Consider the following 26,192-nt stretch of genomic DNA (forward strand, 5'->3'; position numbering starts at 1 on the left):
TCCCTTGTAATCTGCCAGTCAACCTAATGTGCTGTGAGGAAGTGACATGCTCAACGTGAGTGAGTATTTTGACGGAAAAGTGAAGTCCATTGGTTTCGAGAGTGTCACCATTGGACGCGCAAGCGTGGGCGTGATGGCGGAAGGTGAATATACCTTCGGTACAGGGCAGCCGGAAGAGATGACGGTGGTCAGCGGTGCACTGAAAGTGCTGCTGCCGGGTGAAACTGAGTGGAAATGGTTTGAAGCTGGTAGCGTGTTCAACGTACCGGGCCAAAGCGAGTTCCATCTTCAGGTCGCTGAGCCAACCTCTTATCTGTGCCGCTATCTGTAAGCAGTTGCCCCAGGCCGCAGATTGCGGCCTTTTTTGTCAGATTTACATCACAAAATTTGTAAATTTAATTTTTTATCCTATCTTCATTTAGAAATAATCACTTCTTTTTTATTCGACGTTTTTCAGGCAGATAAATTAAAGTTAATTAGTCGAATAAGTAATTAATAAGTCGTCATGTTAATTTTTCTGGCGATTATGCTGGTTGCATATTGATTTTATCTGTATTAAAAATGGATCCGTTCGCTGAATAATGATTCTAAAAAGGAGGTTAGCATGTCGATTGGTCGAATATATTCCGCACCGATTTTACCGAAGCCTGTTATTCGTTCTGGTAAAGATAATTCTGAGTTGTCACCGTTTGGTTTTATTCCCCGTGTTTTTTATTCAGCATGTGAAGAACGACCGGTTTCATTTAAGTATCCGGTTAATTCGCGTGCCAGTCTGAATGAATTACCCGCGGCAAATAAACGGTGGTTTGGGGAGGCGGTGCCGCCACTTTCTGAACCTGTTGTCAAACCTGCACCGGTTAAACTCACCTGGGGAGCTTTCTCTCCCTTTAGCGGAGCGCTGAATATCCGCAATCTCCAACCCAAAAAAAACGGCAGCTATTCACTCGTGGAGGCTGCGGCTAAATCCGTGCAAAAGAATTTTGTGCCAGAACCAAAAAAAGTTATTCAGGATGCGGGATGTGTTTCTGGGTTAGGGCAGTTTGTTCGTACAATTAGTAAATCAAATAAGTATCCCGATGATAAAACGCTGGAAGCAATAATGGCTTCACTGGAGACAGGAAGAAACCCTTCCGGGAGTTACCGGAGCTGGCCATTTGATTCTGAATGCAGAACAGTGCCAGAGCCTGTTTCTGAGCATCTGATGCCACCGACGCCTGAGCCAGAGCCTGTTTCTGAGCATCTGACAGCACCGAAGCCTGAACCCGGGTATCAAACGTTTCCGAAGGATATCGAAGAGACCTCTTCGTTGTCCGGCAGTGACTCCGGGTGCGACATTCTTTCTGACAGTGAAGACCCATCCAGGCCACCAATCCCACTTGAGCCAGTTGTTATTATAAAAACGGCAATGGACAGAAAAACAGAGAATTTGCAGGTTAAAGTGGATAATTTTTATAACCAATTTGATGAAAGCCGCACCAGGGAAAATGACGAACGAAGGCCTAATCCTTCTGGTTTTACGCTAAGATCGAAGATGAGCAATCATTATCTTTGTCAAAATGCTAAACCACCCGCTATCGTCAGAACCATTCTTAAAAATGAAGTCCCGACCAGCAAGTATGAGAGCTTTGTCATTCCTTTTACTCATTCTGACTATTTGAAAATGGAGAATGACAGGAATAGAAAATTATCGGTCCGGGATTCTGATGATCAATTCTTAGAGGAGCTGAAAAAAGAAATAAATGATTGTGCTCGTATGTTTGAAGAGAGCCAGGCGTATCATTATTCACGTTATACGAAAATCAGAGAGAAAATTGATGGTCTCAATGGTGTGCTGGAAGCTATCGATGAAGACAGTGTTTTATACCTCCCTCCTAAGGTAGAGTTAAAAGACTATTACTATAGTCTACGCGATGAAGTTATGCAGGCTATTGCAAGCGAGAAAAAGACCATCCTTGTTGATAATGCAGGCAGGAAAATAAATCCGCTGTATGTGGAGGACGAACCTGACTATTAGAAGTATCAACGTTTTTACTGAACTGAACGGACTCGTAGCGGCGCGATTTATCGCGCTGCTACGTACGTGATATCGGAAATAAATGTGCGATTTCCTTTTCCTGCGCGATGCGTCAAAAAAACCGCGCGATAAATCGCGCCGCTACATTAGAGCTCCGCCTTTATTCTTTTAATGGCCATAACCAGGCGGCACCCCGTACACCGCTGGAATCGCCATGCACCGCTTTGAGTACCGGTGTTTCGCACTCACGACCAAAGACCCACTGCTTCATCAGCGCCGGTACGGTCTGATACAACCGATCGTTATTACTCATGCCACCCCCCAGCACAATGACATCCGGGTCGAGCAAATTCACCACCTGAGCCAGCGATTTCGCCAGACGCATTTCGTAACGGTGCATCGCCAGCTCAGCCACCGGGTCCTGCTGTTCTATCAGCTTAATGATCTCTGCCCCTTTCAGCGCTTGTCCGCTCAGACGCTGATAATCGATGGCAAACCCCGTGCCGGAGACAAAGGTCTCGATGCAGCCCTGCAAACCGCAATAGCACGGCACCTCCGCGCGATAACGCAGCTCATCTTCATCCATCCACGGCAGTGGATTATGGCCCCATTCACCGGCATTGCCGTTGCCGCCGATACGCGACTCACCGTTTATCGCCACCCCTGCACCCGAGCCGGTGCCGATAATTACCGCAAACACCAGCGGTTGTCCCGCACCGGCACCATCCACCGCTTCGGATACCGCCAGACAATTCGCGTCGTTAGCGATACGCACGTCACGATTCAGCGCCTGTGCCAGATCCTTATCCAGTGGTTGCCCATTCAGCCAGGTGGAGTTGGCGTTTTTCACCCGCTGAGTATAGGGCGAAATGGTGCCCGGAATGCCGAGTCCGACCGTACCCTGCTGCCCGGTTTTCTCTTCCGCCAGCTGCACCAGATCGACAATCGCCTGAACCGTCGCACCATAGTCATCACGCGGGGTATTCACGCGGTGCCGAAACAGCTCCTGACCCTGGTCTGACAGCGCAATCACTTCAATTTTGGTGCCACCTAAATCGATACCAATACGCACGTTTTATTCCTCATTATTCGTTCTGGTGAGAGATACAGTAGAAGGCCGTTTGGGTAAAGGCAATGAAACCCATCCGATGTTTCGCTATCATGCGCGCTGACTCGTAGACTTGTGCGTCCGATCGCACCCCCGGTAAGGAATCCCGATGTTGTGGTTTAAAAATATGATGGTTTATCGTCTGAATCGTGACATCCCGCTGTCCGCAGACGATCTGGAAAAACAGCTCGACGCCTTTACCTTTTCACCCTGTGGTAGCCAGGATATGGCCAAAACCGGTTGGGTCTCCCCAATGGGTAACCGCAGCGAGGCGCTGACGCACGTGATTAATGGTCAGATTGTGATCTGTGCACGTACTGAGCAAAAAATCCTGCCTTCTCCCGTGGTGAAGCAGGCACTGGAAGCCAAAATTGACAAGCTTGAGGCGGAACAGAGCCGCAAGCTGAAAAAGACCGAAAAAGACTCGCTGAAAGATGAAGTGCTGCATAGCTTGCTGCCGCGTGCCTTTAGCCGCTTCAGCCAGACCTTTATGTGGATCGACACTGTCAACAACCTGATTATCGTTGACTGCGCCAGCGCAAAGAAAGCTGAAGACACGCTGGCGCTGCTGCGTAAAAGCCTGGGTTCGCTGCCGGTGGTACCGCTGACGCTGGAAAAGCCGATTGAAATGACGCTGACCGAATGGGTGCGTTCTGGGGAGCTGCCTGCCGGTTTTGCCCTGATGGATGAAGCGGAGTTGAAAGCGTTGCTGGAAGACGGTGGCGTCATCCGCTGTAAAAAGCAGGATCTGGTGTCAGACGAAATTGCGACCCATATCGAAGCCGGGAAAGTGGTGACCAAACTGGCACTCGACTGGCAGGAACGTATTCAATTGGTAATCGCCGATGACGCATCGGTAAAACGTCTGAAATTCAGCGATACGCTGCGTGAGCAGAATGACGATATCGATCGTGACGATTTTGCCCAGCGTTTCGATGCAGACTTTATCCTGATGACCAGCGAACTGGCTGCGCTGATCAGTAACCTGGTCGAAGCGTTAGGCGGCGAAGCCCAGCGTTAAGCATGACATCCACACTCGTAGCGGCGTGATTTATCACGCGCCTTTCAGCCGGGGCACTTCCCTGGCTGAAAAACAGCGCGATAAATCGCGCCGCTGCGTAATGCTATTGTTATTCGCCCACCAGCATTGAATCCTGCGGTGCGTTGTCGCGCTGCGCTTTCGTGGCAAGGAAGTAGACATAGCCCACCGCCATAATCGCCACAAACAGGCCGCCAATCACCGGGTTAAACCACAGCATCGCCACCAGGCACACCAGCGACAGCACCAGCGCGATACCTGGCACAATCGGATAGCCCGGTGCGCGGAAGCTGCGTTCCAAATCCGGCGCGGTGCGACGAAGTTTAAACAAGCTCAGCATGCTCATCAGGTACATCACAATCGCGCCAAACACCGCCATGGTGATCATGGCCGCCGTCAGGCTCATACCTTGCAGGTTAATCCAGCCGTCACTGTAAATCGCCGCAATCCCAATCAGGCCACCGGCAATAATGGCACGGTGCGGCGTCTGAAAGCGTGACAGTTTCGCGAGGCTTTGCGGCAGATAACCGGCACGCGCCAGCGCAAAGAATTGACGTGAATAGCCCAGAATGATGCCGTGGAAGCTGGCAACCAGGCCAAACAGGCCGATCCACACCAGCATATGCATCCAGTTAGAGTTTTCACCGACGATCATCTTCATCGCCTGTGGCAGCGGGTCATTGATGTCCGACAGTTTGCGCCAGTCACCGGCACCGCCCGCCAGCAGCATCACGCCAATCGCTAAAACCACCAGGGTCAGAATGCCGGTGATATAGGCTTTGGGGATGGTACGCTTCGGATCTTTCGCTTCTTCTGCTGCCATCGCGGCGCCTTCAATGGCAAGGAAGAACCAGATAGCAAAGGGTATGGCGGCAAAAATGCCAGATACCGCAGGCATACCAAAATGTTCGCTGCCCGCCCAGCCGTTGGCGGCGAAATTAGCAATGCTGAAGCCGGGTGAGACTACGCCCATAAACACCAGCAGTTCCAGCACCGCCAGCACCGTAACCACCAGCTCAAACATCGCCGCCAGTTTCACGCCGAGAATATTCAGCGTCATAAACACCACATAAGCCCCGACCGCAGCGGTTTTGGGGTTGAGTTCCGGGTATTGCACATTGAGATAGGCACCAATCGCCATGGCGATGGCCGGGGGCGCGAATACGAACTCGATCAGGGTTGCCAGACCGGCAATCAGGCCACCGGTTTCACCAAAGGCGCGGCGGCTATAGGCAAACGGACCACCGGCATGCGGGATAGCGGTAGTCAGTTCGGTGAAGCTGAAAATAAAACAGGTGTACATGGTGGCGATCAGCGCCGTCGTAATGAGAAATCCCAGCGTCCCTGCTACGCCCCAGCCGTAACTCCAGCCGAAATACTCCCCGGAAATGACCAGGCCAACCGCGATACCCCAAAGATGCAGGGTTCCCAGGGTGGGTTTGAGCTTGCTCGTCATAATCTTATCCCCGTCGTTTTTGTTGAGTGCGGTAACTTCACCGCGCCGGTTTATCGTTTGCGCTACAGTGAAGGGGATAATGCCGCTGCCTCTTACGGGAAAACTTGACGCAGGCGCAGTGAGTTTTGTCCTCCACGGTCAACTCTGACGCAAGAAAAGTGCCAGATGCACGCTGCGGTCAACTTTGGGTCATCTGCGGTCAAGCAGTCAGGACGACGTCATCCCATGCTGATAACACTGTTGTCATCCCTGGAGCCTGATGAATGAGTGCCAAACAATCCGACACCCTGACAAATGCTGAAATCACCGTGCTGGCGCAACAGGCGTTGGCGTGCTATCCCGCCGCGCTACAGGGCGAGCTGAAGCTGCTGTGCCGTTCTGAAAATGCCACCTTCCTGGTGCTGGCAGGCGGCAAACGTTATGCGTTGCGTCTGCATCGCCCGGACTACCACAGCAAAGCGGATATCCAGAGCGAGTTGCTATGGCTGGATGCATTGCGCGACACCGGCATCATGGTGCCGGAAGCGATCCCGGCCAGCGATGGTGAAACTGTGCTGTCGCTGCGCCTGCCGGATGGAGAAGTACGTCATGCGGTGCTGTTTCACTGGATCGAGGGCGATATGCCGACCACCGATGTCGATCCCAAAGCCTTCCAGCAGCTCGGTCACATCACCGCGCGGTTGCATCAGCACAGCAAGCGCTGGCAGAAACCGCAGGGCTTCCAGCGCATCATCTGGGATCATCACACCATGGTGAGCGATCACAGCCATTGGGGACGCTGGCAGGATGCCCCCAACCTGAATCCGGCCGATCATCCTGTTGTGCAACAGGCGATCGCCCGCGTGGGGCAGGAGTTGCAGGATTTTGGCAAAGGCGAGGATCGTTATGGTCTGATCCATGCCGATCTGCGCCTGACTAACCTGCTGCTGCATAAAGGGGAAACCCGGGTGATCGATTTTGATGACTGCGGCCTCGGCTGGTATCTGCACGATCTGGCGGCGGCGATCAGTTTTGTCGAGCATCATCCGCGCGCAGAAGAGTGGGTGGATAACTGGATCCGCGGCTACGAGCAGGTGGGGCATATCACTGATGCGGAAATGGCGCTGGTGCCCACCTTGCTGATCCAGCGTCGTATTCAACTTACCGCCTGGATGGGTTCCCATGCCGAAACCGAAATGGCGCTGAGCCTCGGGCCGCGCTGGGCCGATCATTCAGTACGGCTGTGTCATCGCTATCTGGAGAATAGCCAGCTGCCTGTCGGGGCCTGATGCACCATCAGCGGGCGTGGCTGCGCCGTTACGGTGCTCGCCGCGTCCGCTATCCACCCTAATCGCCTCTTTTTCTGCGTTGCCCGCCTGGTACGAAAATTGCTGGATACGGTAATTCGATTCACTCTGCGTATCCTGTGAGGTCAGCATGAATTCACTGATGAGACAGCCCGAGGCGTTCAACGCCTTGTCAGCGCATGCCAGTGCCTGTAACCGTGGCGTACTGGCGGCAGCGGCCACTGGCCTGAGCGACTTCATTACCGGTAAAGGCGGTGATGTGGATCGCATCTTTGGCATCAGCGGCATTGATTCAGAATTGCTCGCCAGCCCAACCCTCAGTCTGGGCCTGGTGAACTATTGCCGCGTGATGGAAGAAGCGGCGCGACACTCCGGTTTTGATAACTTCGGTTTGCACTACGGCAGGCAGTTCAAACCGCAGTCATTAGGCCTGATTGGCTACATCGGCCTATGTTCGCCAACGCTGGAGCAGGCACTGCATAACGTGGTGAATGCTTTTCCGTGGCACCAGCACGACACCCTGACGCGCCTGGTGGATAAAGGCGACTGCTGGCGGCTGGATTACCAGGTACGCCACGGGGCGATTCTGTCGCGTCGGCAGGATGCGGAGCTGACGCTCGGCATGTTTCTCAACCTGATCCGTCATGTAGCAGGGAAAAACTGGGCACCACGCGAAGTTCACTTCGAACATCCACGCCCGGAGCAGTGGCATGAGCACTGTAAAGTCTTTGATGCGCCGGTGTGGTTCGAACAACCCTTCAACTCGTTATTGATCCCGAAACGCGATCTGTTACGTACCATGCCAGAGCAGGATCCGATGTTGCTGATGGTAATGCAGGATGCGATCCGCCGCCTCAACAGCAGCGCCAGCCAGCAGAGCGTGGTGGAGCAGGCGCGTTCGCAGGTCAATCTGTCGCTGATTCAGGGCGAGCCGGTGCTGGAGGAAATTGCCGACAAGATGGGGCTGTCGAGCTGGTCGTTACAGCGCCGGTTGCGTGAAGAGGGCATCAGTTTCACCGCGCTGGTGGACAAGGTGCGGTGTGAAATGGCCACCCATTATCTGCAACAGAAACAGCTGCCGATTTCCGAAATGGCGCTGTTGCTGGGCTATTCCGAAGTGAGCGCGTTTTCACGCGCGTTTCGTCGCTGGTTTGGCATCAGTCCGCGTCAATGGCGGCAAGATGGACTGGTAAATTAACCTGCTGCGGCGCAAAGCCAAACCACGCTGGCTGCCCACGATCGGGTGGCGGCGGTAATCCTTTCGACTGACCAATCAACTGCCAGGCACGCAGACACAGCGGCTCATCGCCCTGGGTCTGGGTGACGGCATAGCGCCCGCTTTTTTCCCACTCCAGCCGCACCAGGCACCGCTGACCAGCATAATGACTGGCATCACGGAAATCATGTACCAGCTTCAGCTGCATTTCATCAGCCCATTTGCAGGATGCACTCGTGGGTGACTTATCCGGCTGGCAGACATTGCTCGCCTCATCCTGTTGTTGTGATGAGGAATTCTGACAGGCGCTAAGCACTACCCCAATGGTTAGCAGGCCCAATAGTCCCGCCATTCTATTAATTAAATTCATTAATATGCCGTTATTAGCCCTAAAGATCTGATTGTGCCCTGCCGACAGTCTACAGACCGACTCTCTGAATGCTATGGCAATCGTCTTACTGTCGGAAAAACCAGAATTTGCCGCCCCGTGCGGTTTTCTCTTCTTTATTCATGGATCTGAAATGCAAAAAAAATATGCCTTCGCGGCACTCTCCTTGTTATCGGCAGCACTGCTGAGTGGCTGTGCCACTGAGTCTTCGCGCGCCATCGAAGCCCCGCAGGTGCGGGCCGCCAGCCAACCGGCGTACCAGGGCGTGCGTAGCCCGATTGCAGTAGGCCAGTTTGATAACCGTTCGTCGTATATGAACGGCATCTTCTCTGATGGCGTGGATCGTCTGGGTAATCAGTCAAAAACTATTTTGATCACCCATTTGCAGCAAACCGGGCGTTTTAACGTGCTGGAACGCAGCAACCTGAAAGAGTTGCAGCAGGAAGCGAACTTTAAGCACAGCCAGCAAAACATTAAAGGGGCCAACTATATCGTCACCGGCGATATCACCGAGTTTGGTCGCAAAGAGGTGGGGGATCAGCAGCTGTGGGGCATTCTGGGCCGCGGTAAAACCCAGGTGGCTTACGCCAAGGTCAACCTCAATGTGGTTGACGTCACCACCTCTGAAGTGGTTTACAGCGCGCAGGGGGCGGGCGAATACCAGCTTTCCGCACGTGAAGTGATTGGTTTTGGCGGCACCGCCAGCTACGACTCCACCCTGAACGGCAAAGTGATGGATCTGGCGATCCGCGAAGCAGTCGATCATCTGGTTGACGGCATTACCAGTGGCGCCTGGCGTCCGGCGAAATAAGGATATTCCCGATGAAATTGATCAAACTGAGTGCCGCGCTGATCGCGGCAGGTGTACTGGCAGGCTGTGCACCAAAAGGGCCGGAACCGATTTATTACTGGGGTGATTACCAGCAGCAGATTTATAGCTATTACCAAAAAGACAAAGATCCGATGCAGCAGATTGATGCGCTGAATCTGGATATCGAAAAAGCCCGTTCGGTGAATAAACCGGTTGCCCCAGGTCTGCATGCGCAGCTGGGCCTGCTGTATGCCCAGACCGGCCAGACGGATAAAGCGTTCAGCCAGTTTGCCGCGGAGAAGCAGCAATTCCCGGAATCCGCCCCGTATATGGATTTTCTGATGAGTAAGAAAAAAGGAGCAACCCAGTGAACAAACTGATTGCAGGCTTCGCGGTGCTGACGGCGCTGCTGCTGACCGGCTGTGCGCCGCATAAAAAACCTTATGACTACAGCGCGTTTCGTGCCAGCAAACCGGCTTCGATTCTGGTGCTGCCGGCGGAAAACAAAGCACCGGACGTCAATGCCGCGCATAGCTTTACTTCGCTGGTGACGGAGCCCCTGGCGGAAGCGGGTTATTACGTGTTCCCGGTGGCGGTGGTGGAAGAGACGTTCCAGCAGAACGGTCTGACCAGTGGTCATGATATTCAGGCGGTAAGTACCCAGCGTCTGCACGATATTTTCCATGCTGACAGCGCACTGTATATTTCGATTACCGATTACGGTACCCGTTATTTAGTGGTGGACAGCAGCACGACGGTATCGGCATCGGCGCGTCTGGTGGATCTGCGTACCGGTAAGGAACTGTGGCAGGGCAGCGCCACCGCCAATGACGCGGAGAACAGCAACAACAATAACGCTGGCATCATCGGCATCCTGGTGTCGGCGGCGGTGAAACAAATCGCCAATAATGTCACCGATAAAGCACATACCATTGCCGGTGTGACCAGCGCACGTTTGCTGGCACAAAACGAAGATGGCGGCCTGCTGGCGGGACCGCGTCGTCCGGTAACGGCGGCGCGTTAAGTGATCGCAAAGGGAGCGGGGTATCCGCTCCCTTCCACACGAAAATCACGTCGCAACGGCTTATTCCCCTGGCAACTCCAGCTTGCTGTAACCCAGCCCGTTCATCTTACGCACCTTGATCTGCACCGGAATGCGTTCCTTCATGGCTTCCACATGGCTGATCACGCCGATGGTTTTGCCACTGGCATTCAGTGCATCCAGCGCATCGAGCGCGGCATCCAGTGTCTCGGCATCCAGCGTGCCGAAGCCTTCATCAAGGAACAACGATTCAATACGCGTTTTATGGCTGACCAGGTCGGACAAGGCCAGCGCCAGCGCCAGACTCACCAGAAAACTCTCGCCGCCTGACAAGGTACGGGTATCACGGGTGGCATCGGCCTGCCAGGTATCCACCACATCCAGCTCCAGCTCATCGCTGACGCGGCGTTGCAGCAAATAACGGCCATGCAGACGATCGAGCTGACGATTCGCCAGCCACACCAGATGATCGAGCGTCAGGCCCTGTGCGAAACGGCGGAATTTGTCACCTTTGGCTGAGCCAATTAACTCATTGAGCTGGCTCCACTGTTGCAGCTCTGCTTCGTTGTCGCTGATTTGGCTCAACAGAGAATGCTGCTGCTGACGCAAAGCGGTGTCACTTTGCAACTGTTGCTGTGCTTCGCCCTGATGGCGGGCATTATCGCGCAGCGCCATGCGCAGGTTTTCCAGCCTTGCATCAATATCCGCCGTCCTGTCATCGCTCAGCTCTGCCGGACGTTGCTGCTGATGTGCGTTCAGCCTCTGCTCCAGCTGCCGGGTCAGGGTGATTTGCTGCTGACGTTGCTGCTCCAGCGCCTGTAAATGCTGACGCAGTTGCAGCGCCTGATGTTCATCGAGTAACGCCTCACGCAGCGCCACCTCGTCGGCGAAATCACTTTTCCGCAATGCGCTGAGGAAGGTGCTTTCGGCGTCCTGAACCCGCGCAGCCAGCGTTTGCTGTTGCTGGTCGATTTGCGCCCGTTGCCCATTCAGGCTATGCAGCGTACTTTGCGCCTGCTGCCATGCCTGCAACTGCTGCGCCAGCTCCCGTTCGCACTGCTGCATCAATTGCTGCTGTGCCTGGCGCTCGGCCTGCACCTGACGATCGCCAAACAACTGCTGGCGCTGTTGCTGCTGTTCTGTCCGTTGCTGCTGTAAACCGTTCAGTCCCTGTTGCAGGGTGTCCAGGCGCTGTTGTTCACGCGCATGGTTTTGTTGCAGATTATGGTATTCACTTTCGGCTGTGGCGCGCTGCGGTTGCAGGGTAGTAAGTAATCGCTCACTCTCCTGCCATTTTTGCCAGCGCTGTTGCAACGTCGCCAGCCAGCTATCACGGCTATCACGGGCGGGCAGGGTGAGTTGATGCGGTGCCAGCTGCTGTTCAAGTTGCTGGCTTAATTGCTGCCAGGCCGCGCGCTCAGTTTCGCTGCGCTGGCTGAGATCGTTCAATGTCTGCTGGACGCTGGTAATCTGCTGCTGCGCCAGCTGCTGCTGTTGCAGATGTTCCAGCCATTCCCGTAGCTGGTTTTCCTGCTGATCCTGCTGCTGTTGCCAGCAGGTAACTTCATCCTGCTGCTCCAGCGCAAAGGTGAGCGCCAACTCACCGGTCAGCCGTTGCCACTGCTCAGTCAAGGTGGTGATTTGCTGCCCGATATCCTTGAGTTCCTGCTGCAACGCGTGCTGTTGCAGCAGCGACAGGCGTTGTTGCTCACCTTTAGCGGTGCCGGATTCCTTTAACTGAGTTTCCTGAGTTTGCAGTGCGACAAGCCGCTGCTGATTTTCACCGGGTTCCAGCTGCCGATATTCTTCGATAGCCGGATGCTGACAGGAGCCGCACAGCGGGCAGGGTTGGTCCGGCTGTAACCGGGCGCGTTCATCCGCCAGCCGGGCGATAGCGAGTTCCAAATCACAGATTTTCTGCACATCAATTCGCGCTTGATTGATGCGCTTCCACTCCTCGCGCAGCGCCTGTAAAACCTGTTCTTCCGCGTGATATTGCTGGGTTAACGCGTGCAGTTTCTGCTGGCGTTGTTGCTGTTGTGGCTGGAGCGAACGCCACTGCGCAGCCAGCAAGGATAGCTGCTGACGGGATGCACGCTGCGCCTGATGCTGTGTCAGCGCATCACGCACCTGACTGATATCATGTTGTCTCCCCAGCTCTGCCACGGGCTGCGCCGCATGCTGGCGGGCGGAGAAGGCTTGCTGTAGCTGGTCGAGCTGCTGTCGCTGTTGCTGCTGCTGGTTGCTCAACTGGGCGATGGCCTGCTCGCGCTCATCCAGTCGCGCAATATCGGCTTGCCAGCGCGCCAGATGTTCTCCCCATTCAGCAACGCTGGCTTGTTTGGTGCGCCACTGCTGCTGTTCATCCCAGATCTGTTGTAAGCGTTCACTCTCCTGTTGTTGCTGGTTAAGTGCGGCTCCGCTTTGTTGCAACACTTGCTGCTGCTGGGCTATCTGACGCTGTTGCTCGGTGATCTGCTGTTGCAGGGTGGCGATTTGCTGATCCAGCGGGATGACCTGCTCTGTCAGTAACGTTTCCAGTTGCTGTTGTCCGGCCTGCGCCTGATCTCGCGCCTGCTGTGCCGCCTGATAACGCACTTCACCCTGCTGCTGAGTGTCGAGTGCCTGTTGCTGCTGCGCCTGTAACTGCTGTGATTGCTGCGTCAGTGCCGCCAGTTCCTGGCGTAACTGTTCCCGCTGTTGCAGCTTATCGCGCAGTTTTTCCGCCGGTTCGGCGCGTGCCAGTCGCTGGCGTTCCGGTTCCGCCTGCTGCCAGGCACTTTCTGCGCTATATAGCGCCTGTTGCGCCTGCTGTTGTTCACTGCTCAGCTGCCGGGCCTGAGTTAACCACTGCTGCTGTTGCTGGGTGGTGATCAGCTGCTGGTTGAGTGCCTGTTCGCTGGCGCTGAGTTGTTCCAGTTGCGAAGTCAGTTCTGCCCGCCGGGTTTCATCGAGCAGCACCATGCCACCGGCACGGGCGCGCAGGGTATCCAGATCGGTACGCGCGATTTTGTAACGCTCAAAAATCTGCATCGAGATCTGTCCGTAGATCTCGGTGCCGGTCAGCTCTTCTAGCAGTTCGGCGCGTTCGCCTGGTTTAGCGTTGAGGAAGGCGGCAAATTGTCCCTGCGACAACATCATCGATCGGGTAAAACGGGCGAAGTCGAGGCCAGATAAGCTTTCAATCAGCCTGAGTTTGTCACCGACTTTATCGGCGACGATTTGGTTATCAGCGCAGCGTGCCAGTTCAACACGCGGAGCCTGCAATTTACCATCGGCCTGACCCCGGGCGCGGTTCTGGCTCCAGAAGGCACGCCAGGCTTCACCTTTGATTTCAAACTCCACCTCGGCCAGACATTCGGTGGCATCGCGGGTGATAAGTTCGTTCTGGGTTTGTGACAACACGCCGAGGCGGGGTGTCTGGTGATAAAGCGCCAGACAGATAGCATCCAGCAGGGTGGTTTTACCCGCCCCGGTGGCACCGGTAATGGCGAACAGACCATTGCTGGCAAAAGGTTCACGACGAAAATCGATAAACCACTCACCGCGCAGGGCGTTGAGATTTTTAAAACGCAGCGTCAGGATTTTCATGCGGAAGGGTTCTCCAGCGCGGCAAGGGTGGTGCGAAACAGTTGGGTGAGCCGCGCAGCCTGTTCCGTATCCAGATCTTCTTCCAGCGCCAGACGACGTGCAAATACCTCTTCAACCTGCAATTCGCTCAGGGTTTCATTATCCAGCCGTGCCAGGCTGCGGCTACGTTGCTCACGGCTGCGGCGTACCAGTAGCACGTCCACCGGTAAGCCTTCTGTCAGTTGCTCAATCCGTCGTTGCAGATCGCTGAGATGTTCCTGAGTGGTGATTTCAATGTCCAGCCACACCGGTTGTGATGCATCACTATCTTTAAAGGCGGCCAGCTGCTGTTCAATCTCTGCCAGCGAACCTTTGAGCATTTGCATTGGCTGAAACAGTGGAATGATCAGCGGTGTTACGGCATCGAGGCCTGTGCTGAAATCAAGCAGGAACACGCTTTTATCCCGACCCAGCTCATCAAAACTCAGCGGGATGGGGGATCCGCTGTAGCGAATATGGTCGCTGTCGGCAATGCGTTGTGCACGATGGATATGGCCGAGGGCGATGTAATCCGCGGCGGGAAAGGCCTGGGCCGGGAAGGCATCCAGGGTGCCGATATAGATATCGCGTACTGAATCACTTTTGGTCACCCCCACGGTAGTGAGATGGCCGGTGGCGATAATCGGCAGCTGGCCGCCCAACGCCGCGCGCTGTGCTTCAGCGGCGGCAAAGCAGTGCTGATAATGCTGCTCGATGGCTTCCAGTAGCGAAAGCTGTTTTTCCCGGCCGGATTGTCCGGCCTGGCTGCGCAAAATATCGCGTGGACGCAGATAAGGGATGGCGCACAGCACCGCCCCTGGCGAGCCGTCACGCTGTTTCAGCGTCAGGATCTGCTGCTCGCCCTGTGGCGTTGCGCTGGTGATCACCTGGGTATTCAGGCAGGCGAGCAGTTCACGGGATTCATTTAGCGTGGCTACCGAATCATGGTTACCGGCCAGCACAATCAGCTGGCAACCGCTGGCCTGTAAGGCCACCACAAAGCGGTTAAACATTTCACGCGCGTAACTCGGGGGTGAACCGGTATCAAACAGGTCACCGGCGATAATCAGTGCATCCACCTGATGCAGCTCAATTTGCTGGCGCAGCCAGTCGAGAAAGGCCTGATGTTCCGCCGCACGACTTTTGCTGTAAAAGAACTGGCCCAGATGCCAGTCCGCCGTATGAATGATGCGCATGGATGCTCCCTGCCAGATTTCGCGTTGGGCGATTATATACGGATGGGACTGCCACTGACATGCGTATTAGCCGATCAAATGTGCCGGAAAAATCATCAATTCCTCAGAAGTTAACTATTCAGCGCGGAAAAATATCAGAGGTGAAATAAAGGCTCACTGATAACGTAAGGAGATAAATATGTTTCCTGTTAACCGTAGCGAATCTGTAACCTCCACCTCCGCCATGGGTTCAGCACCCGATAGCCATGCTTTAGCTTCTGCGGCCGGGGACAATATTGTCGTGGTGGCGAATTCAGCACAGCGTATGGCTTCTGCGACCTCTCAATACGACACAGAAGCGCCCGTCACAATGGGGCCTGAAGAGTATGAAAAACTGATTTACGGCAGGGCAACGGGAAGAACATCGTCCTTATTGCCTTTCGGGGCCGGTGTCGTTCCTGCGGGTGATACTGCTGAGCTTTTCGCAACGTTTGTTACTACCAGAGGAAGAACGGTAGACGATGATGCGGTGGTTTATAACCGTGCTCCAGGTTGGGTTTTTATCGCCCATCCTCCTGTTGTTGGCCCCTCTCCGGCCTATTTAGCCTCGTTGCGGGAAGATTTCTTAGCGATGGTGCTGAACCCCGATTTTAATTATCGCGCTGAAAACTGCCTGCCGAACTACGGGGTAATGACAACAATATCAATGCCCTATGTTGAGGGTGCCGAACCCGGGAGTGCGCGCGCGCATTTCTTTTATCTTGATGCCTTCCGACCAAAAGATGTGAGCGCTTTCCTGCGCGATTTTTTCGATGCCATTATTTCCGCCAGCCAGAAAGTCACAACCCACGATGAAGCCATGGCTATAACGACCCTGATGAGTATGAATTATTACTGGGACCAGGCGGACGTCCCACCGGTATTTGCGGGTGATATTACGCAGGATGAGTTTATCAGCATGCGTGATCAGCTGCTGGCAACGGATAAGTTCTCTGCGCTGAAAGCACAGATGGCGGAAAAAGCGAAATCCTGCGAGAAGATGGAAGAATTAGTACGCCAGATGGATCTGAATGACCATCCTGAGGTATAAAATACGTCATTAACCCAGCTCTGGGGTAGCACCCTGCTGAGGGGCCGGGAAGGTCCACTTCCCTGCCTGGAAAAAATCATTTTTTCTTAATAGTTACCTGAGAAGCATATTCGTATGCTACCCGCCAAAAATCCTGTTTCTGCTGTCACATTTCTGTTTTTATACTCCAGAGCACCCGTTGGTTTTTTCATAAAAGTGTCATAAAACTGACGCATAATGACGCCGCAAATCTCAGTGACAGCCGTCATATCAGCAGGAGTAATAATGGCTAAGCGCATTTTGGTTGTGGAAGACGAAGCTCCCATCCGTGAAATGTTATGTTTCGTGCTGGAACAGAACGATTACCAGCCGATTGAGGCGGAAGATTATGACAGCGCAGTAGGGAAGCTGATTGAACCCTGGCCAGATTTGATTTTGCTGGACTGGATGTTACCCGGAGGTAGCGGTATCCAGTTTATCAAACACCTGAAGCGTGAAGCCATGACGCGGGATATCCCGGTGATGATGCTGACAGCGCGTGGTGAAGAGGAAGATCGCGTACGTGGTCTGGAAGTGGGCGCGGATGATTACATCACCAAACCTTTCTCCCCCAAAGAACTGATGGCCCGTATCAAAGCGGTGATGCGCCGTATTTCACCGATGGCAGTGGAAGAAGTGATTGAGATGCAGGGGCTGAGCCTCGACCCATCATCGCATCGCGTGATGTCAGAGACCACGCCACTGGAGATGGGGCCGACCGAGTATAAACTGCTGCACTTCTTTATGACGCACCCGGAACGCGTTTACAGCCGCGAACAGCTGCTGAACCATGTCTGGGGCACCAATGTGTATGTCGAAGATCGTACTGTCGATGTGCATATCCGTCGTTTACGTAAAGCGCTGGAGGTCTCCGGCCACGACCGCATGGTACAAACCGTACGTGGAACAGGGTATCGTTTCTCTGCCCGCTACTAAACGGAGTTTATACCGTGCTGGAACGACTCTCCTGGAAGAGATTATTGACCGAGCTGGTGCTGGCTTGTCTGCCGGCACTGATTCTCGGTTTGCTGTTTGGTTATCTTCCCTGGCTGCTGCTGGCTTCGGTACTGGGTGTGCTGTTATGGCACTTCTGGAACCTGATGCGGCTGTCGCACTGGCTGTGGGTTGATCGATCCATGACGCCACCCGGCGGGCGTGCCAGTTGGGAACCGTTGTTTTACGGTCTGTATCAAATGCAGTTGCGTAACCGCCGCCGCCGCCGCGAGTTAGGCAATCTGATCAAGCGTTTTCGCAGTGGTGCAGAATCGCTGCCGGATGCGGTGGTTCTGACCACGGAAGAGGGGGCTATTTTCTGGTGTAACGGTCTGGCACAGCAGCATCTCGGTCTGCGCTGGCCGGAAGATAACGGCCAGAACATCCTCAACCTGCTGCGTTATCCTGAGTTCTCCCGCTATATTCGCCAGCGTGATTTCAACAAGCCCCTGACACTGGTGCTGAATAATCAGCATCATATGGAGTTTCGCGTGATGCCTTACAGCGAAGGCCAGTGGCTGATGGTGGCGCGCGATGTCACGCAAATGCACCAGCTGGAAGGCGCACGACGTAGCTTCTTTGCCAACGTGAGCCATGAACTGCGCACGCCGCTCACCGTGTTGCAGGGCTACCTTGAAATGATGAACGATTCGGTAATGAACGAACGTTCGCGCAATAAAGCGTTGCAAACCATGCAGGAGCAAACCCGGCGTATGGATAGCCTGGTGAAACAACTGCTGACGCTTTCGCGCATTGAGGCCGCTCCCGCCATTGATCTGAAAGAGACCGTTGATGTGCCAACCATGCTGCTGCTGTTGCAGCGTGAGGCGGAGACCCTCAGCCAGGGACGACACGAGATTCACTTCCACACTGACCCGCACCTCAAAGTGCTCGGCAATGATGAGCAACTGCGTAGCGCAATCTCCAATCTGGTGTACAACGCGGTGAACCATACACCGGAAGGTACGCGGATTGATATCAGCTGGCTGCGGAGTAAGCAGGGTGCGGAGTTTAAGGTGTGCGATAACGGGCCGGGTATCAGTGCTGAACATCTGCCCCGTCTCACCGAACGTTTTTATCGGGTGGATAAAGCACGCTCACGCGCCACCGGGGGAAGCGGGCTGGGACTGGCGATCGTGAAACATGCTCTCGGCCACCACAATGCGCGGCTTGAGATCAGCAGTGTGCCGCATCAGGAGACGAGCTTCAGCTTTATCCTGCCACCAAGGTTGATTGTCGCCAGTGGGATACGGGAGAATGTGGCGCAATAACTGTCACGGAAATCCCGCATGAAATCGTTGCTGCTGTTCATTTTGCTGTCGTTCTCTGTCCTGGCACAGGGGCAACAAACCATGCTGGCTGGCAATCTGAGTAGTGTGGGTTCCGATACCCTTGGTTATCTGATGACGCTGTGGGGTGAGGATTTCAGCCGCCAGTCGCCCGGTGTGAATGTGCAGGTACAGGCGGCGGGATCATCAACCGCTCCCACGGCGCTGGCTGCCGGGGCGGCGCAACTCGGTCCGATGAGCCGGCCAATGCAGGCAGACGAGCGCCAGCTGTTTACTGCCCGCTACGGTTACCCGCCGCTGGCAGTGCCGGTGGCGATGGATGCGCTGGTGGTGGTGGTGAATCAGGACAACCCGCTGACGCGCATCGAACCGCAGCAACTTGATGCGTTGTTTTCGGTGACGCGTTTATGTGGTGCACCACATGCCGCACAGCGCTGGGGCGATGTGGGGCTGACGCTTCCCGGCTGGGAAACGCGCAGCATCCAACGTTATGGACGTAACTCAGCTTCCGGCACCTGGGGTTTCTTCAAGCAGCAGGTGCTGTGTAAAGGTGATTTCCGTGCCGATGTATCCGAATTTCCCGGTTCCGCAGCGGTGGTGCAGGCCGTGGCGGCGACGCCCAACAGTATCGGCTATGCCAGCTTTGGTTTTCATCTGAGTGGGGTAAAAACCTTACCGGTGGTGACTGCCAGTGGCGACAGTGTGATGCCTGATGCTGAGTCTATCCGCAGCGGGCGCTATCCGTGGTCTCGTCCTCTTTATCTCTACATCAACAAAGCGCCCGGCAAACCTTTGCCACCGCTGGTATCCGCATTTCTGCACCAGGTATTGTCGCCACAGGGACAGCGTCGCGTCAGTGAGGCAGGCTACCTGCCGCTGTCAGATAGCCAGATGGCGCTGGCGCGGGCGGCCATTGAGGGGAATTGAAGAACGTGCATCGCAACATGAATTTTCTTCATGTCACCTGAATTTTCTTCGTTTGCCCAATTTTACTTAGCATGTCACTCTTCTTAGCCATATAGCCATCCAGATGGCTAAAAATAACCGGACGAAATTATTACCTGACGCAACCATGCGTTTACGGCTTTAGCCAGGAGTGATCATGCAACGAGTTACCGCCCCGTTCCGCGCCGATACCGTCGGCAGTTTTCTGCGTCCCGCTGCGATCAAGCAGGCGCGTGAGCAGTTTGCTCAGGGTGAGATTGATGCCGCCCAGCTGCGCCAGGTAGAAGATGAGGCCATCCGCCATGTCGTGGAGCAGCAGCGGGCTAATGGCCTGAAAGTGGTGACTGATGGTGAGTTCCGTCGTGCATGGTGGCACTTTGACTTCTTTGACAGTCTGCTGGGCGTGGAGCGTTACGAAGCCGAGCAGGGCATTCAATTCAACGGCGTCCAGACCAAAGCGCGTGGCGTCAAAGTGACTGGCAAAGTGGCGTTTAACCCCAATCACCCGATGCTGGAACATTTTCGCTTCCTGCAAAGCATTGCCGGTGATGCGGTACCGAAGATGACCATCCCCAGCCCGAGCGTGCTGCACTTCCGTGGTGGCCGTAAAGTGATCGATGCCACCGTCTATCCGGATCTGAAAGACTATTTCGCCGATCTGGCGCAGACCTACAAAGATGCCATCAAGGCGTTTTACGCTGCGGGCTGCCGTTATCTGCAACTGGATGATACCGTCTGGGCCTACCTGTGCTCGGTGGATCAGCAACAGCAGATCCGTGAACGTGGCGAAGATCCACAGGAACTGGCGCACATCTACGCTCAGGTGCTGAATACGGCGCTGGAAGGTAAACCGGCGGATCTGACCGTGGGACTGCATGTGTGTCGTGGCAACTTCCGTTCAACCTGGATCTCGGAAGGCGGCTATGAGCCGGTGGCTGAAATCCTGTTTGGCGGCGTGAATATCGATGCTTTCTTCCTCGAATATGATAACGAGCGTTCAGGTGGTTTTGAGCCGCTGCGCTTTATTAAGCCGGGCCATCAACAGGTGGTACTGGGCCTGATTACCACCAAAACCGGTGAGCTGGAAGATCCGGCACAGGTGAAAGCGCGTTTGCAGGAAGCGGCGCAATTCGTCAGCCTGGAGCAAATTTGTCTCAGCCCGCAGTGTGGTTTTGCCTCCACTGAAGAGGGTAACAGCCTGAGCGAAGAGCAGCAGTGGCAAAAAATTCGCCTCGTGGTCGATATCGCCAATCAGGTATGGTGATGCTGTAAAGTTGTGCAAACAGGCGCGTAAATCGCGCCTTTTGTGCATCGTAAAGGGAAGTTTTGCGTGAATATCTCTCGCGCTGTGGAAAGTTTAAGCAAATCATCTGATGCGTTATCGACCTTATCTATATTGATTCACTGCTTTTTACTTGATTCGTGCTATATCCTTCTGGTTTTCCGATCCCGTATTGCCTTTCTTCGCTATAAACGTTTTACTACGGCCCGTTGTCAATCCATCCCTCTGTGAACAGAAGAAAAGCAGTTTAAATCACCTGCGCTTTGAGTATACGGCGAGCATAACGCACTGGCATTGCCTGATAAGTCGTTGTTTTTAGCGCGGTCAGGGGACAACACGAACCCAACTTCCACCGCAACATCAGTTACAGGCAGTACAGAAGTTTATGACATATCGTTTAACCCCGAAGGATATCCTCGCGCTGGGCTTCATGACGTTTGCCCTGTTTGTCGGCGCAGGAAACATCATTTTCCCACCGATGGTCGGTATTCAGTCTGGCGAACACGTCTGGACTGCCGCTATTGGTTTTCTGATTACCGCGGTAGGTCTGCCGGTGATGACCGTCATCGCCCTGGCGCGTGTGGGCGGCGGTATCGATGCCCTTAGCTCACCGATTGGCAAAGCCGCCGGTCTGCTGCTGGCGACCGTGTGCTATCTGGCTGTGGGCCCGCTATTCGCGACGCCGCGTACCGCAACCGTATCCTTTGAAGTGGGCATTGCCCCGCTGACCGGTGATGGCGCGCTGCCGCTGTTTATCTACAGCCTGATCTACTTCTCGCTGGTAATCGTCATTTCCCTCTATCCGGGCAAATTGCTGGATACCGTGGGTCATTTCCTGGCACCGCTGAAAATTGTTGCGCTGACGGTGCTGGGCATCGCTGCGCTGCTGTGGCCTGCCGGTGGTCTCTCTCCGGCGACGGCGGATTATCAGCGTGCAGCCTTCTCCAGCGGTTTTGTTAACGGCTATCTGACCATGGATACGCTGGGCGCGCTGGTGTTCGGTATTGTTATCGTCAACGCAGCCCGTTCACGCGGTGTGGAAGATGCGCGCCTGCTGACCCGTTACACCATGCTGGCGGGGGTCATCGCCGGTGTCGGTCTGACGCTGGTTTATCTCTGCCTGTTCAAGCTGGGTTCAGACAGTGGCGCGATTGTTGATCAGAATGCCAACGGCGCGGCGATTCTGCATGCTTATGTACAACAGACTTTCGGCGGCATGGGCAGCTTCTTCCTGGCTGCGCTGATCTTCGTGGCCTGTATGGTAACGGCTGTTGGCCTGACCTGTGCCTGTGCAGAATTTTTTGCGCAATACCTGCCGTTATCGTATAAAGCCCTGGTCTTTATCCTCGGTCTGTTCTCTATGGTGGTGTCGAACCTCGGCCTGAGCCATCTGATCCAGATTTCGATTCCGGTGCTGACGGCCATTTATCCGCCGTGCATCGTGCTGGTGGTGCTGAGCTTCACCCTGAGCTGGTGGAACAAAAGCAGCCGTATTATCGCTCCGGCGATGTTGGTCAGCCTGCTGTTCGGTATTATTGATGCCATCAAAACCACCAGTTTTAAAGACGCGCTGCCGTTATTCAGTCAGCACCTGCCGCTGGCCGATCAGGGACTTTCCTGGTTGCCGCCTTCGCTGGTGATGCTGCTGATCGCGGCGGTGGTGGATCGCGTAAAAGGACGCGAACAAGTCGCCGTTCACCAGTAAGCGACATTGCTGTTAATTTCGACCACGGGCCTGCCCGTGGTTTTTTCATTTGCAAGGTACTGTTGTTATGCAAGAAACCAATAAGCTCAAACGCGGACTGAGCACGCGCCATATCCGTTTTATGGCGCTGGGGTCAGCGATTGGCACCGGGCTGTTTTATGGCTCGGCTGATGCCATCAAAATGGCCGGTCCCAGCGTGTTGCTGGCGTATATCATTGGCGGCGCGGTGGCTTATGTCATCATGCGTGCGCTGGGCGAGATGTCGGTCAACAATCCGCAGGCCAGTTCATTTTCGCGCTATGCGCAGGATTATCTTGGCCCGCTGGCCGGTTACATCACCGGCTGGACTTATTGCTTCGAGATTCTGATCGTGGCGATCGCCGACGTGACAGCTTTTGGTATCTACATGGGGGTGTGGTTCCCCGAGGTCCCGCACTGGATTTGGGTGCTGAGCGTGGTGCTGATCATCGGCGCGATTAACCTGATGAGCGTGAAGGTGTTTGGTGAAGTGGAGTTCTGGTTCTCCTTCTTCAAAGTCGCCACCATCATCGTGATGATTATCGCCGGTTTTGGCATGATTTTCTGGGGCATCGGCAACGGTGGGCAGCCAACCGGTATCCATAATTTGTGGACCAATGGCGGCTTCTTTGCGCATGGCGTGGTGGGGATGTTGCTGTCGTTGCAGATGGTGATGTTTGCCTATGGCGGGATTGAAATCATCGGTATCACAGCCGGTGAAGCGAAAGATCCGGAGAAGTCGATTCCGCGTGCCATCAACTCGGTGCCGTGGCGTATTCTGGTGTTCTACGTGGGTACGCTGTTTGTGATTATGTCGATCTACCCGTGGAACCAGGTCGGTACTTCTGGCAGTCCTTTTGTGTTGACCTTCCAGCATCTCGGCATTGCCGCAGCGGCGTCAATCCTGAACTTCGTGGTGCTGACGGCTTCTCTGTCAGCGATCAACAGTGATGTATTTGGTGTCGGACGTATGCTGCACGGCATGGCGCAGCAGGGCCATGCACCGAAGATGTTTATGAAGGTCTCAGAACGCGGTATTCCGTGGGTCACGGTGCTGGTGATGATGCTTGCCATGCTGGTTGCGGTCTATCTCAACTACCTGATGCCGGAGAAGGTCTTTCTGGTGATCGCCTCCCTGGCGACCTTTGCTACCGTCTGGGTGTGGATCATGATTCTGCTGTCGCAGATTGCCTTCCGCCGCAAGATTAGCCAGCAGGAAGTGGGTAAGCTGAAGTTTGCCTTGCCTGGCGGCAGTGCCACGGCGTGGGTTGGGGTGGTGTTCCTTGCCTTTATCATCGCCCTGATTGGTTACTTCCCGGATACGCGCGTGTCGCTGTATGTCGGTTTTGCCTGGATAGTGCTGCTGATGCTGGCATGGCCGCTGGCGAAGCGAAATAAATAATAAATTGGGCGGCCTGGGCCGCCCAATTTATTTAGGGGGTAGCGGCGCGGTTTATCGCGTTATTTTTGTTTTGTCCAGTGACGGTGTCTACCCGTCCCGGCATTGCGCGATAAATCGCGCCGCTACGTATTTTTGTGGTTTCTCACCAGTTCTTTCCTAACGCAATCTCGCCACCATAGGGGCTGAGATGGTTGTTGTCGTAATACAACGGCAAGCCGTTATTGGCAAACAGGCAACCATGGTCATTACAAAGGTTTTCACGCAAAGACAGCACCCGCACACCGGCACTGGCATAGCTTTGCAGCAGTTTATCCACTGCCGCTTCCGGGTACTGGAAGAGTTTGGTGCGTGCCGTGCTCAATGGCGGGGTATCCCAGCGACCCAGCCAGTCGCTCAGTTCACGGCGAATCGGGATATTACGGTTGTTGCTGTAGCGCAGAGGATCGATATCCAGCGATGGGGCATCCTCAATGATGGTGACTTTCTTCCCGGCCTGTTGCAGTGCCGCCACCACCTTATCCATACCGAATTTTAACGCCTCCAGATTGCTTTTTTCCGGATGCGCCAGCTCGCGGAAACCGGAGCCTGGCAGGATGCTCATGCCGGATGCCCAGTAGGCGCTGATCACCACTTCATCAATCTTGTCACTCAGCACCATTTTCAGTACCTCACGATTAAAATCGACGCACTGCTGGGCATGGGCGGGTTCCTGAACTACCACCCGCGTCGCATCAATCAAAAACGGACAGGAGGCTTTTGTTAGCTGAAACAGCGGCTTGTGCTGGCGCAATGCATAACCCGCGACCGGGGTGCGCAGCGCGGCGGCATGGCTATCGCCGATTAAGGCAATACCGGGCTGATCGGTGTCCGGATGGCACTGCGCATTCAATGACGGGAAATTGGCGCCGTAGTCCAGCAGGCATGGGTTGCGCTGCGCCGAAATTTTCCACGACTCACCGTTGACCACCTGTTCGCTGACGCGATACTTCAGGCCGCCGGTTTGCCACAGGATCACCATCGCACCGGCGGCCAGCAGTGAGGAGGCACAGTAAACCGGGATCACCAGGCGGGTGGCACGTTGCGGATGACGGAAAGGTTGCTCGACAAAGCGCCAGGAGATCCAGGCAATCAGCAACGCCAGGGCGCTAATCGCCAGACCCTGCCAGACCGTTAACGGATGATCGCTACAAATGCGCGCCAGGCTGAGCAGCGGCCAGTGCCATAAATACCAGGAGTAGGAGACGGTGCCGATAAAGCGCATCACGCGGTTTTCCAGCAGCAGCTGGTTCAGGCGACCGCGCGCGCCGATCATCAGGCAACCTGCCGCCACCGGAATCATGGCCAGCCAGCCGGGGAAGTCACTGTTGTTGGCCAGCAGCATGGCGGAGGCCACAATCAGCAGCCAGCCGAGCAGATTACACCCGTTGGCGGCGCGCCCTTGTATTGGCTGTGGTTGCCACAGTGCCAGCAGCACCCCGGCACCCAGCTCCCAGGCGCGGGTCGGCAGCAGATAGAACGCGCGGGTACTGTTAACCGGGGTCATCCACAGGCAGGCGATTAGCGAGGCGATGCTGATCACCAGAATCACCCCTGGCATGGAGCGTCTGAAGCGTGCGGTCAGCAGCAAAATAAAGGGCAACACCACGTAGAACTGTTCTTCGATGCCGAGTGACCAGGTCATCAGCAGCGGGTTTAAATCGGAATCGGTGCTGAAGTAGTCGCCACTTTTCATCAGCAGCATATTGGGCACGGAAATAAACACCGCCACGCTGTATTTTGCCAGCTGACTGAATTCGAGAGGGGAAAGCAGGAGGTAGCCGAGTAATAGCAGGATCGCCATCATAAAAAACAATGCCGGGGCAATGCGTCGTATACGTCGTAAGTAGAATTGATAAAAGGAGAAACGCGCTTCGGTTATTTCCCGACTGATAATGCCACCAATTAAAAAGCCAGAAATAACAAAGAAAATATCTACGCCAATAAAACCACCGGGCAGGAAGGTCACACCTGAATGGAACAACACCACTGATAAGATCGCGACGGCGCGCAGGCCGTCAATATCCGCGCGATAACCGAAATTACCCGATTTGGTCATAAGGCCACCCGTTGCTCTTAAATATCCTGACGCCTGAGGCGAAAAAAATAAATCGGCGCATCCTGTCGCCGAAAAACAAGGGTAAAAAAATAATGAATCAAGGGATGATTGACGTTTAAAGGTTAACGCGAGGTAAACGGAATGCGTACCTCTGACGGAAAATATAGATAATTCTCAGACGACCCTGGCGAATTACTCACACAATCTTAAT

The 26,192-nt window shown here is 54.7% G+C and carries 21 protein-coding genes; 15 read left to right on the forward strand and 6 right to left on the reverse strand.

Going from position 1 to position 26,192, the window contains the following annotated elements; genetic code table 11:
• Nucleotides 1-46 precede the first annotated feature (46 nt).
• Both ppnP and AC6I8X_RS04740 read left to right on the forward strand, forming a co-directional pair.
• Nucleotides 47-331, forward strand: a complete 285-nt coding sequence (gene ppnP, locus AC6I8X_RS04735) for a pyrimidine/purine nucleoside phosphorylase (protein WP_299457088.1) — start codon at nt 47-49, stop codon at nt 329-331.
• A gap of 273 nt (nt 332-604) precedes the next feature.
• On the forward strand, nt 605-2,014 hold the full coding sequence (locus tag AC6I8X_RS04740; protein WP_497840654.1) for a hypothetical protein: 1,410 nt from the start codon (nt 605-607) through the stop codon (nt 2,012-2,014).
• Nucleotides 2,015-2,174: 160 nt separating this feature from the next.
• On the opposite strand, the gene mak is transcribed toward AC6I8X_RS04740, so the two are convergent.
• Nucleotides 2,175-3,086: a fructokinase gene (gene mak, locus AC6I8X_RS04745; protein WP_497840655.1), complete on the reverse strand. Its 912-nt coding sequence runs from the start codon at nt 3,084-3,086 to the stop codon at nt 2,175-2,177.
• 145 nt (nt 3,087-3,231) lie between these two features.
• Between mak and rdgC the strand changes: the two genes are divergently transcribed.
• The gene (gene rdgC, locus AC6I8X_RS04750; RefSeq protein ID WP_299457082.1) at nt 3,232-4,143 is read left to right on the forward strand and encodes a recombination-associated protein RdgC; all 912 of its coding nucleotides are present in this window, start codon (nt 3,232-3,234) and stop codon (nt 4,141-4,143) included.
• Nucleotides 4,144-4,252: 109 nt separating this feature from the next.
• Here the strand turns inward: rdgC and eat are convergent, their stop codons facing one another.
• Nucleotides 4,253-5,617: an ethanolamine permease gene (eat, locus tag AC6I8X_RS04755; protein ID WP_084873057.1), complete on the reverse strand. Its 1,365-nt coding sequence runs from the start codon at nt 5,615-5,617 to the stop codon at nt 4,253-4,255.
• Nucleotides 5,618-5,880: 263 nt separating this feature from the next.
• On the opposite strand from eat, the gene AC6I8X_RS04760 reads away from it, so the two are divergent.
• A complete protein-coding gene (locus tag AC6I8X_RS04760) occupies nt 5,881-6,885 on the forward strand; it encodes a phosphotransferase enzyme family protein (RefSeq protein WP_310616562.1) in 1,005 nt (334 codons plus the stop codon).
• 160 nt (nt 6,886-7,045) lie between these two features.
• The gene (gene qhpR, locus AC6I8X_RS04765) at nt 7,046-8,101 is read left to right on the forward strand and encodes an AraC-like transcriptional regulator QhpR (protein WP_409521673.1); all 1,056 of its coding nucleotides are present in this window, start codon (nt 7,046-7,048) and stop codon (nt 8,099-8,101) included.
• On the opposite strand, the gene AC6I8X_RS04770 is transcribed toward qhpR, so the two are convergent.
• Entirely contained in the window at nt 8,061-8,489 is a 429-nt protein-coding gene (locus AC6I8X_RS04770) for a cell envelope integrity TolA C-terminal domain-containing protein (RefSeq protein ID WP_299457076.1), read from the reverse strand. The two genes, qhpR and AC6I8X_RS04770, sit on opposite strands and share 41 nt — an antisense overlap.
• A gap of 151 nt (nt 8,490-8,640) precedes the next feature.
• Between AC6I8X_RS04770 and AC6I8X_RS04775 the strand changes: the two genes are divergently transcribed.
• The 3 genes from AC6I8X_RS04775 to AC6I8X_RS04785 are packed head-to-tail and all read left to right on the forward strand — an operon-like array spanning nt 8,641 to nt 10,342.
• On the forward strand, nt 8,641-9,318 hold the full coding sequence (locus tag AC6I8X_RS04775; RefSeq protein ID WP_208714159.1) for a CsgG/HfaB family protein: 678 nt from the start codon (nt 8,641-8,643) through the stop codon (nt 9,316-9,318).
• An 11-nt stretch (nt 9,319-9,329) separates the two neighbouring features.
• Entirely contained in the window at nt 9,330-9,689 is a 360-nt protein-coding gene (locus AC6I8X_RS04780; protein ID WP_084873065.1) for a DUF4810 domain-containing protein, read from the forward strand.
• Nucleotides 9,686-10,342 carry a DUF799 domain-containing protein gene (locus AC6I8X_RS04785; RefSeq protein WP_313683620.1) on the forward strand — a complete coding sequence of 219 codons (657 nt, stop codon included), beginning with the start codon at nt 9,686-9,688 and terminating at the stop codon, nt 10,340-10,342. The genes AC6I8X_RS04780 and AC6I8X_RS04785 overlap by 4 nt, the downstream gene beginning before the upstream one ends.
• Before the next feature lie 60 nt (nt 10,343-10,402).
• Here the strand turns inward: AC6I8X_RS04785 and AC6I8X_RS04790 are convergent, their stop codons facing one another.
• Nucleotides 10,403-13,951 carry an AAA family ATPase gene (locus tag AC6I8X_RS04790; protein WP_497840656.1) on the reverse strand — a complete coding sequence of 1,183 codons (3,549 nt, stop codon included), beginning with the start codon at nt 13,949-13,951 and terminating at the stop codon, nt 10,403-10,405.
• A complete protein-coding gene (gene sbcD / locus AC6I8X_RS04795; protein WP_313683622.1) occupies nt 13,948-15,165 on the reverse strand; it encodes an exonuclease subunit SbcD in 1,218 nt (405 codons plus the stop codon). Before sbcD ends, AC6I8X_RS04790 begins: the two co-directional genes overlap by 4 nt.
• Nucleotides 15,166-15,343: 178 nt before the next feature.
• Here sbcD and AC6I8X_RS04800 point away from each other — a divergent pair, with 178 nt between their 5' ends.
• The 7 genes from AC6I8X_RS04800 to proY all read left to right on the forward strand — a co-directional run bounded on the left by AC6I8X_RS04800 (nt 15,344) and on the right by proY (nt 23,886).
• Entirely contained in the window at nt 15,344-16,234 is an 891-nt protein-coding gene (locus AC6I8X_RS04800; protein WP_313683623.1) for a hypothetical protein, read from the forward strand.
• A 264-nt stretch (nt 16,235-16,498) separates the two neighbouring features.
• Entirely contained in the window at nt 16,499-17,188 is a 690-nt protein-coding gene (gene phoB / locus AC6I8X_RS04805; protein WP_003852491.1) for a phosphate response regulator transcription factor PhoB, read from the forward strand.
• Nucleotides 17,189-17,202: 14 nt separating this feature from the next.
• Nucleotides 17,203-18,516, forward strand: a complete 1,314-nt coding sequence (gene phoR, locus AC6I8X_RS04810) for a phosphate regulon sensor histidine kinase PhoR (RefSeq protein ID WP_313683624.1) — start codon at nt 17,203-17,205, stop codon at nt 18,514-18,516.
• A gap of 18 nt (nt 18,517-18,534) precedes the next feature.
• Nucleotides 18,535-19,461, forward strand: coding sequence for a PstS family phosphate ABC transporter substrate-binding protein (locus tag AC6I8X_RS04815; RefSeq protein ID WP_497840657.1), 927 nt, complete (start codon nt 18,535-18,537; stop codon nt 19,459-19,461).
• Between the two features lie 175 nt (nt 19,462-19,636).
• Nucleotides 19,637-20,743 (forward strand): cobalamin-independent methionine synthase II family protein, encoded by a 1,107-nt coding sequence (locus AC6I8X_RS04820; RefSeq protein ID WP_313683626.1) that lies wholly within the window; start codon nt 19,637-19,639, stop codon nt 20,741-20,743.
• Between the two features lie 403 nt (nt 20,744-21,146).
• A complete protein-coding gene (gene brnQ, locus AC6I8X_RS04825) occupies nt 21,147-22,466 on the forward strand; it encodes a branched-chain amino acid transporter carrier protein BrnQ (protein WP_497840658.1) in 1,320 nt (439 codons plus the stop codon).
• A 67-nt stretch (nt 22,467-22,533) separates the two neighbouring features.
• The gene (gene proY, locus AC6I8X_RS04830) at nt 22,534-23,886 is read left to right on the forward strand and encodes a proline-specific permease ProY (RefSeq protein WP_299457027.1); all 1,353 of its coding nucleotides are present in this window, start codon (nt 22,534-22,536) and stop codon (nt 23,884-23,886) included.
• A 142-nt stretch (nt 23,887-24,028) separates the two neighbouring features.
• Here the strand turns inward: proY and AC6I8X_RS04835 are convergent, their stop codons facing one another.
• On the reverse strand, nt 24,029-25,981 hold the full coding sequence (locus AC6I8X_RS04835) for an acyltransferase family protein (RefSeq protein ID WP_497840659.1): 1,953 nt from the start codon (nt 25,979-25,981) through the stop codon (nt 24,029-24,031).
• Nucleotides 25,982-26,192: the final 211 nt, after the last annotated feature.

Source organism: Pantoea sp. X-Soil-TKNS-1280, from assembly GCF_059730475.1.

Coding starts and splice junctions, on each gene's coding strand:
- brnQ (WP_497840658.1), top strand. CDS start 21,147: ATGACATATCGTTTAACCCCGAAGGATATCCTCGCGCTGGGCTTCATG.
- AC6I8X_RS04800 (WP_313683623.1), top strand. CDS start 15,344: ATGTTTCCTGTTAACCGTAGCGAATCTGTAACCTCCACCTCCGCCATG.
- AC6I8X_RS04740 (WP_497840654.1), top strand. CDS start 605: ATGTCGATTGGTCGAATATATTCCGCACCGATTTTACCGAAGCCTGTT.
- AC6I8X_RS04790 (WP_497840656.1), bottom strand. CDS start 13,951: ATGAAAATCCTGACGCTGCGTTTTAAAAATCTCAACGCCCTGCGCGGT.
- AC6I8X_RS04760 (WP_310616562.1), top strand. CDS start 5,881: ATGAGTGCCAAACAATCCGACACCCTGACAAATGCTGAAATCACCGTG.
- ppnP (WP_299457088.1), top strand. CDS start 47: ATGCTCAACGTGAGTGAGTATTTTGACGGAAAAGTGAAGTCCATTGGT.
- AC6I8X_RS04815 (WP_497840657.1), top strand. CDS start 18,535: ATGAAATCGTTGCTGCTGTTCATTTTGCTGTCGTTCTCTGTCCTGGCA.
- rdgC (WP_299457082.1), top strand. CDS start 3,232: ATGTTGTGGTTTAAAAATATGATGGTTTATCGTCTGAATCGTGACATC.
- AC6I8X_RS04770 (WP_299457076.1), bottom strand. CDS start 8,489: ATGAATTTAATTAATAGAATGGCGGGACTATTGGGCCTGCTAACCATT.
- AC6I8X_RS04775 (WP_208714159.1), top strand. CDS start 8,641: ATGCAAAAAAAATATGCCTTCGCGGCACTCTCCTTGTTATCGGCAGCA.
- phoB (WP_003852491.1), top strand. CDS start 16,499: ATGGCTAAGCGCATTTTGGTTGTGGAAGACGAAGCTCCCATCCGTGAA.
- sbcD (WP_313683622.1), bottom strand. CDS start 15,165: ATGCGCATCATTCATACGGCGGACTGGCATCTGGGCCAGTTCTTTTAC.
- eat (WP_084873057.1), bottom strand. CDS start 5,617: ATGACGAGCAAGCTCAAACCCACCCTGGGAACCCTGCATCTTTGGGGT.
- AC6I8X_RS04820 (WP_313683626.1), top strand. CDS start 19,637: ATGCAACGAGTTACCGCCCCGTTCCGCGCCGATACCGTCGGCAGTTTT.
- AC6I8X_RS04780 (WP_084873065.1), top strand. CDS start 9,330: ATGAAATTGATCAAACTGAGTGCCGCGCTGATCGCGGCAGGTGTACTG.
- AC6I8X_RS04835 (WP_497840659.1), bottom strand. CDS start 25,981: ATGACCAAATCGGGTAATTTCGGTTATCGCGCGGATATTGACGGCCTG.
- proY (WP_299457027.1), top strand. CDS start 22,534: ATGCAAGAAACCAATAAGCTCAAACGCGGACTGAGCACGCGCCATATC.
- qhpR (WP_409521673.1), top strand. CDS start 7,046: ATGAGACAGCCCGAGGCGTTCAACGCCTTGTCAGCGCATGCCAGTGCC.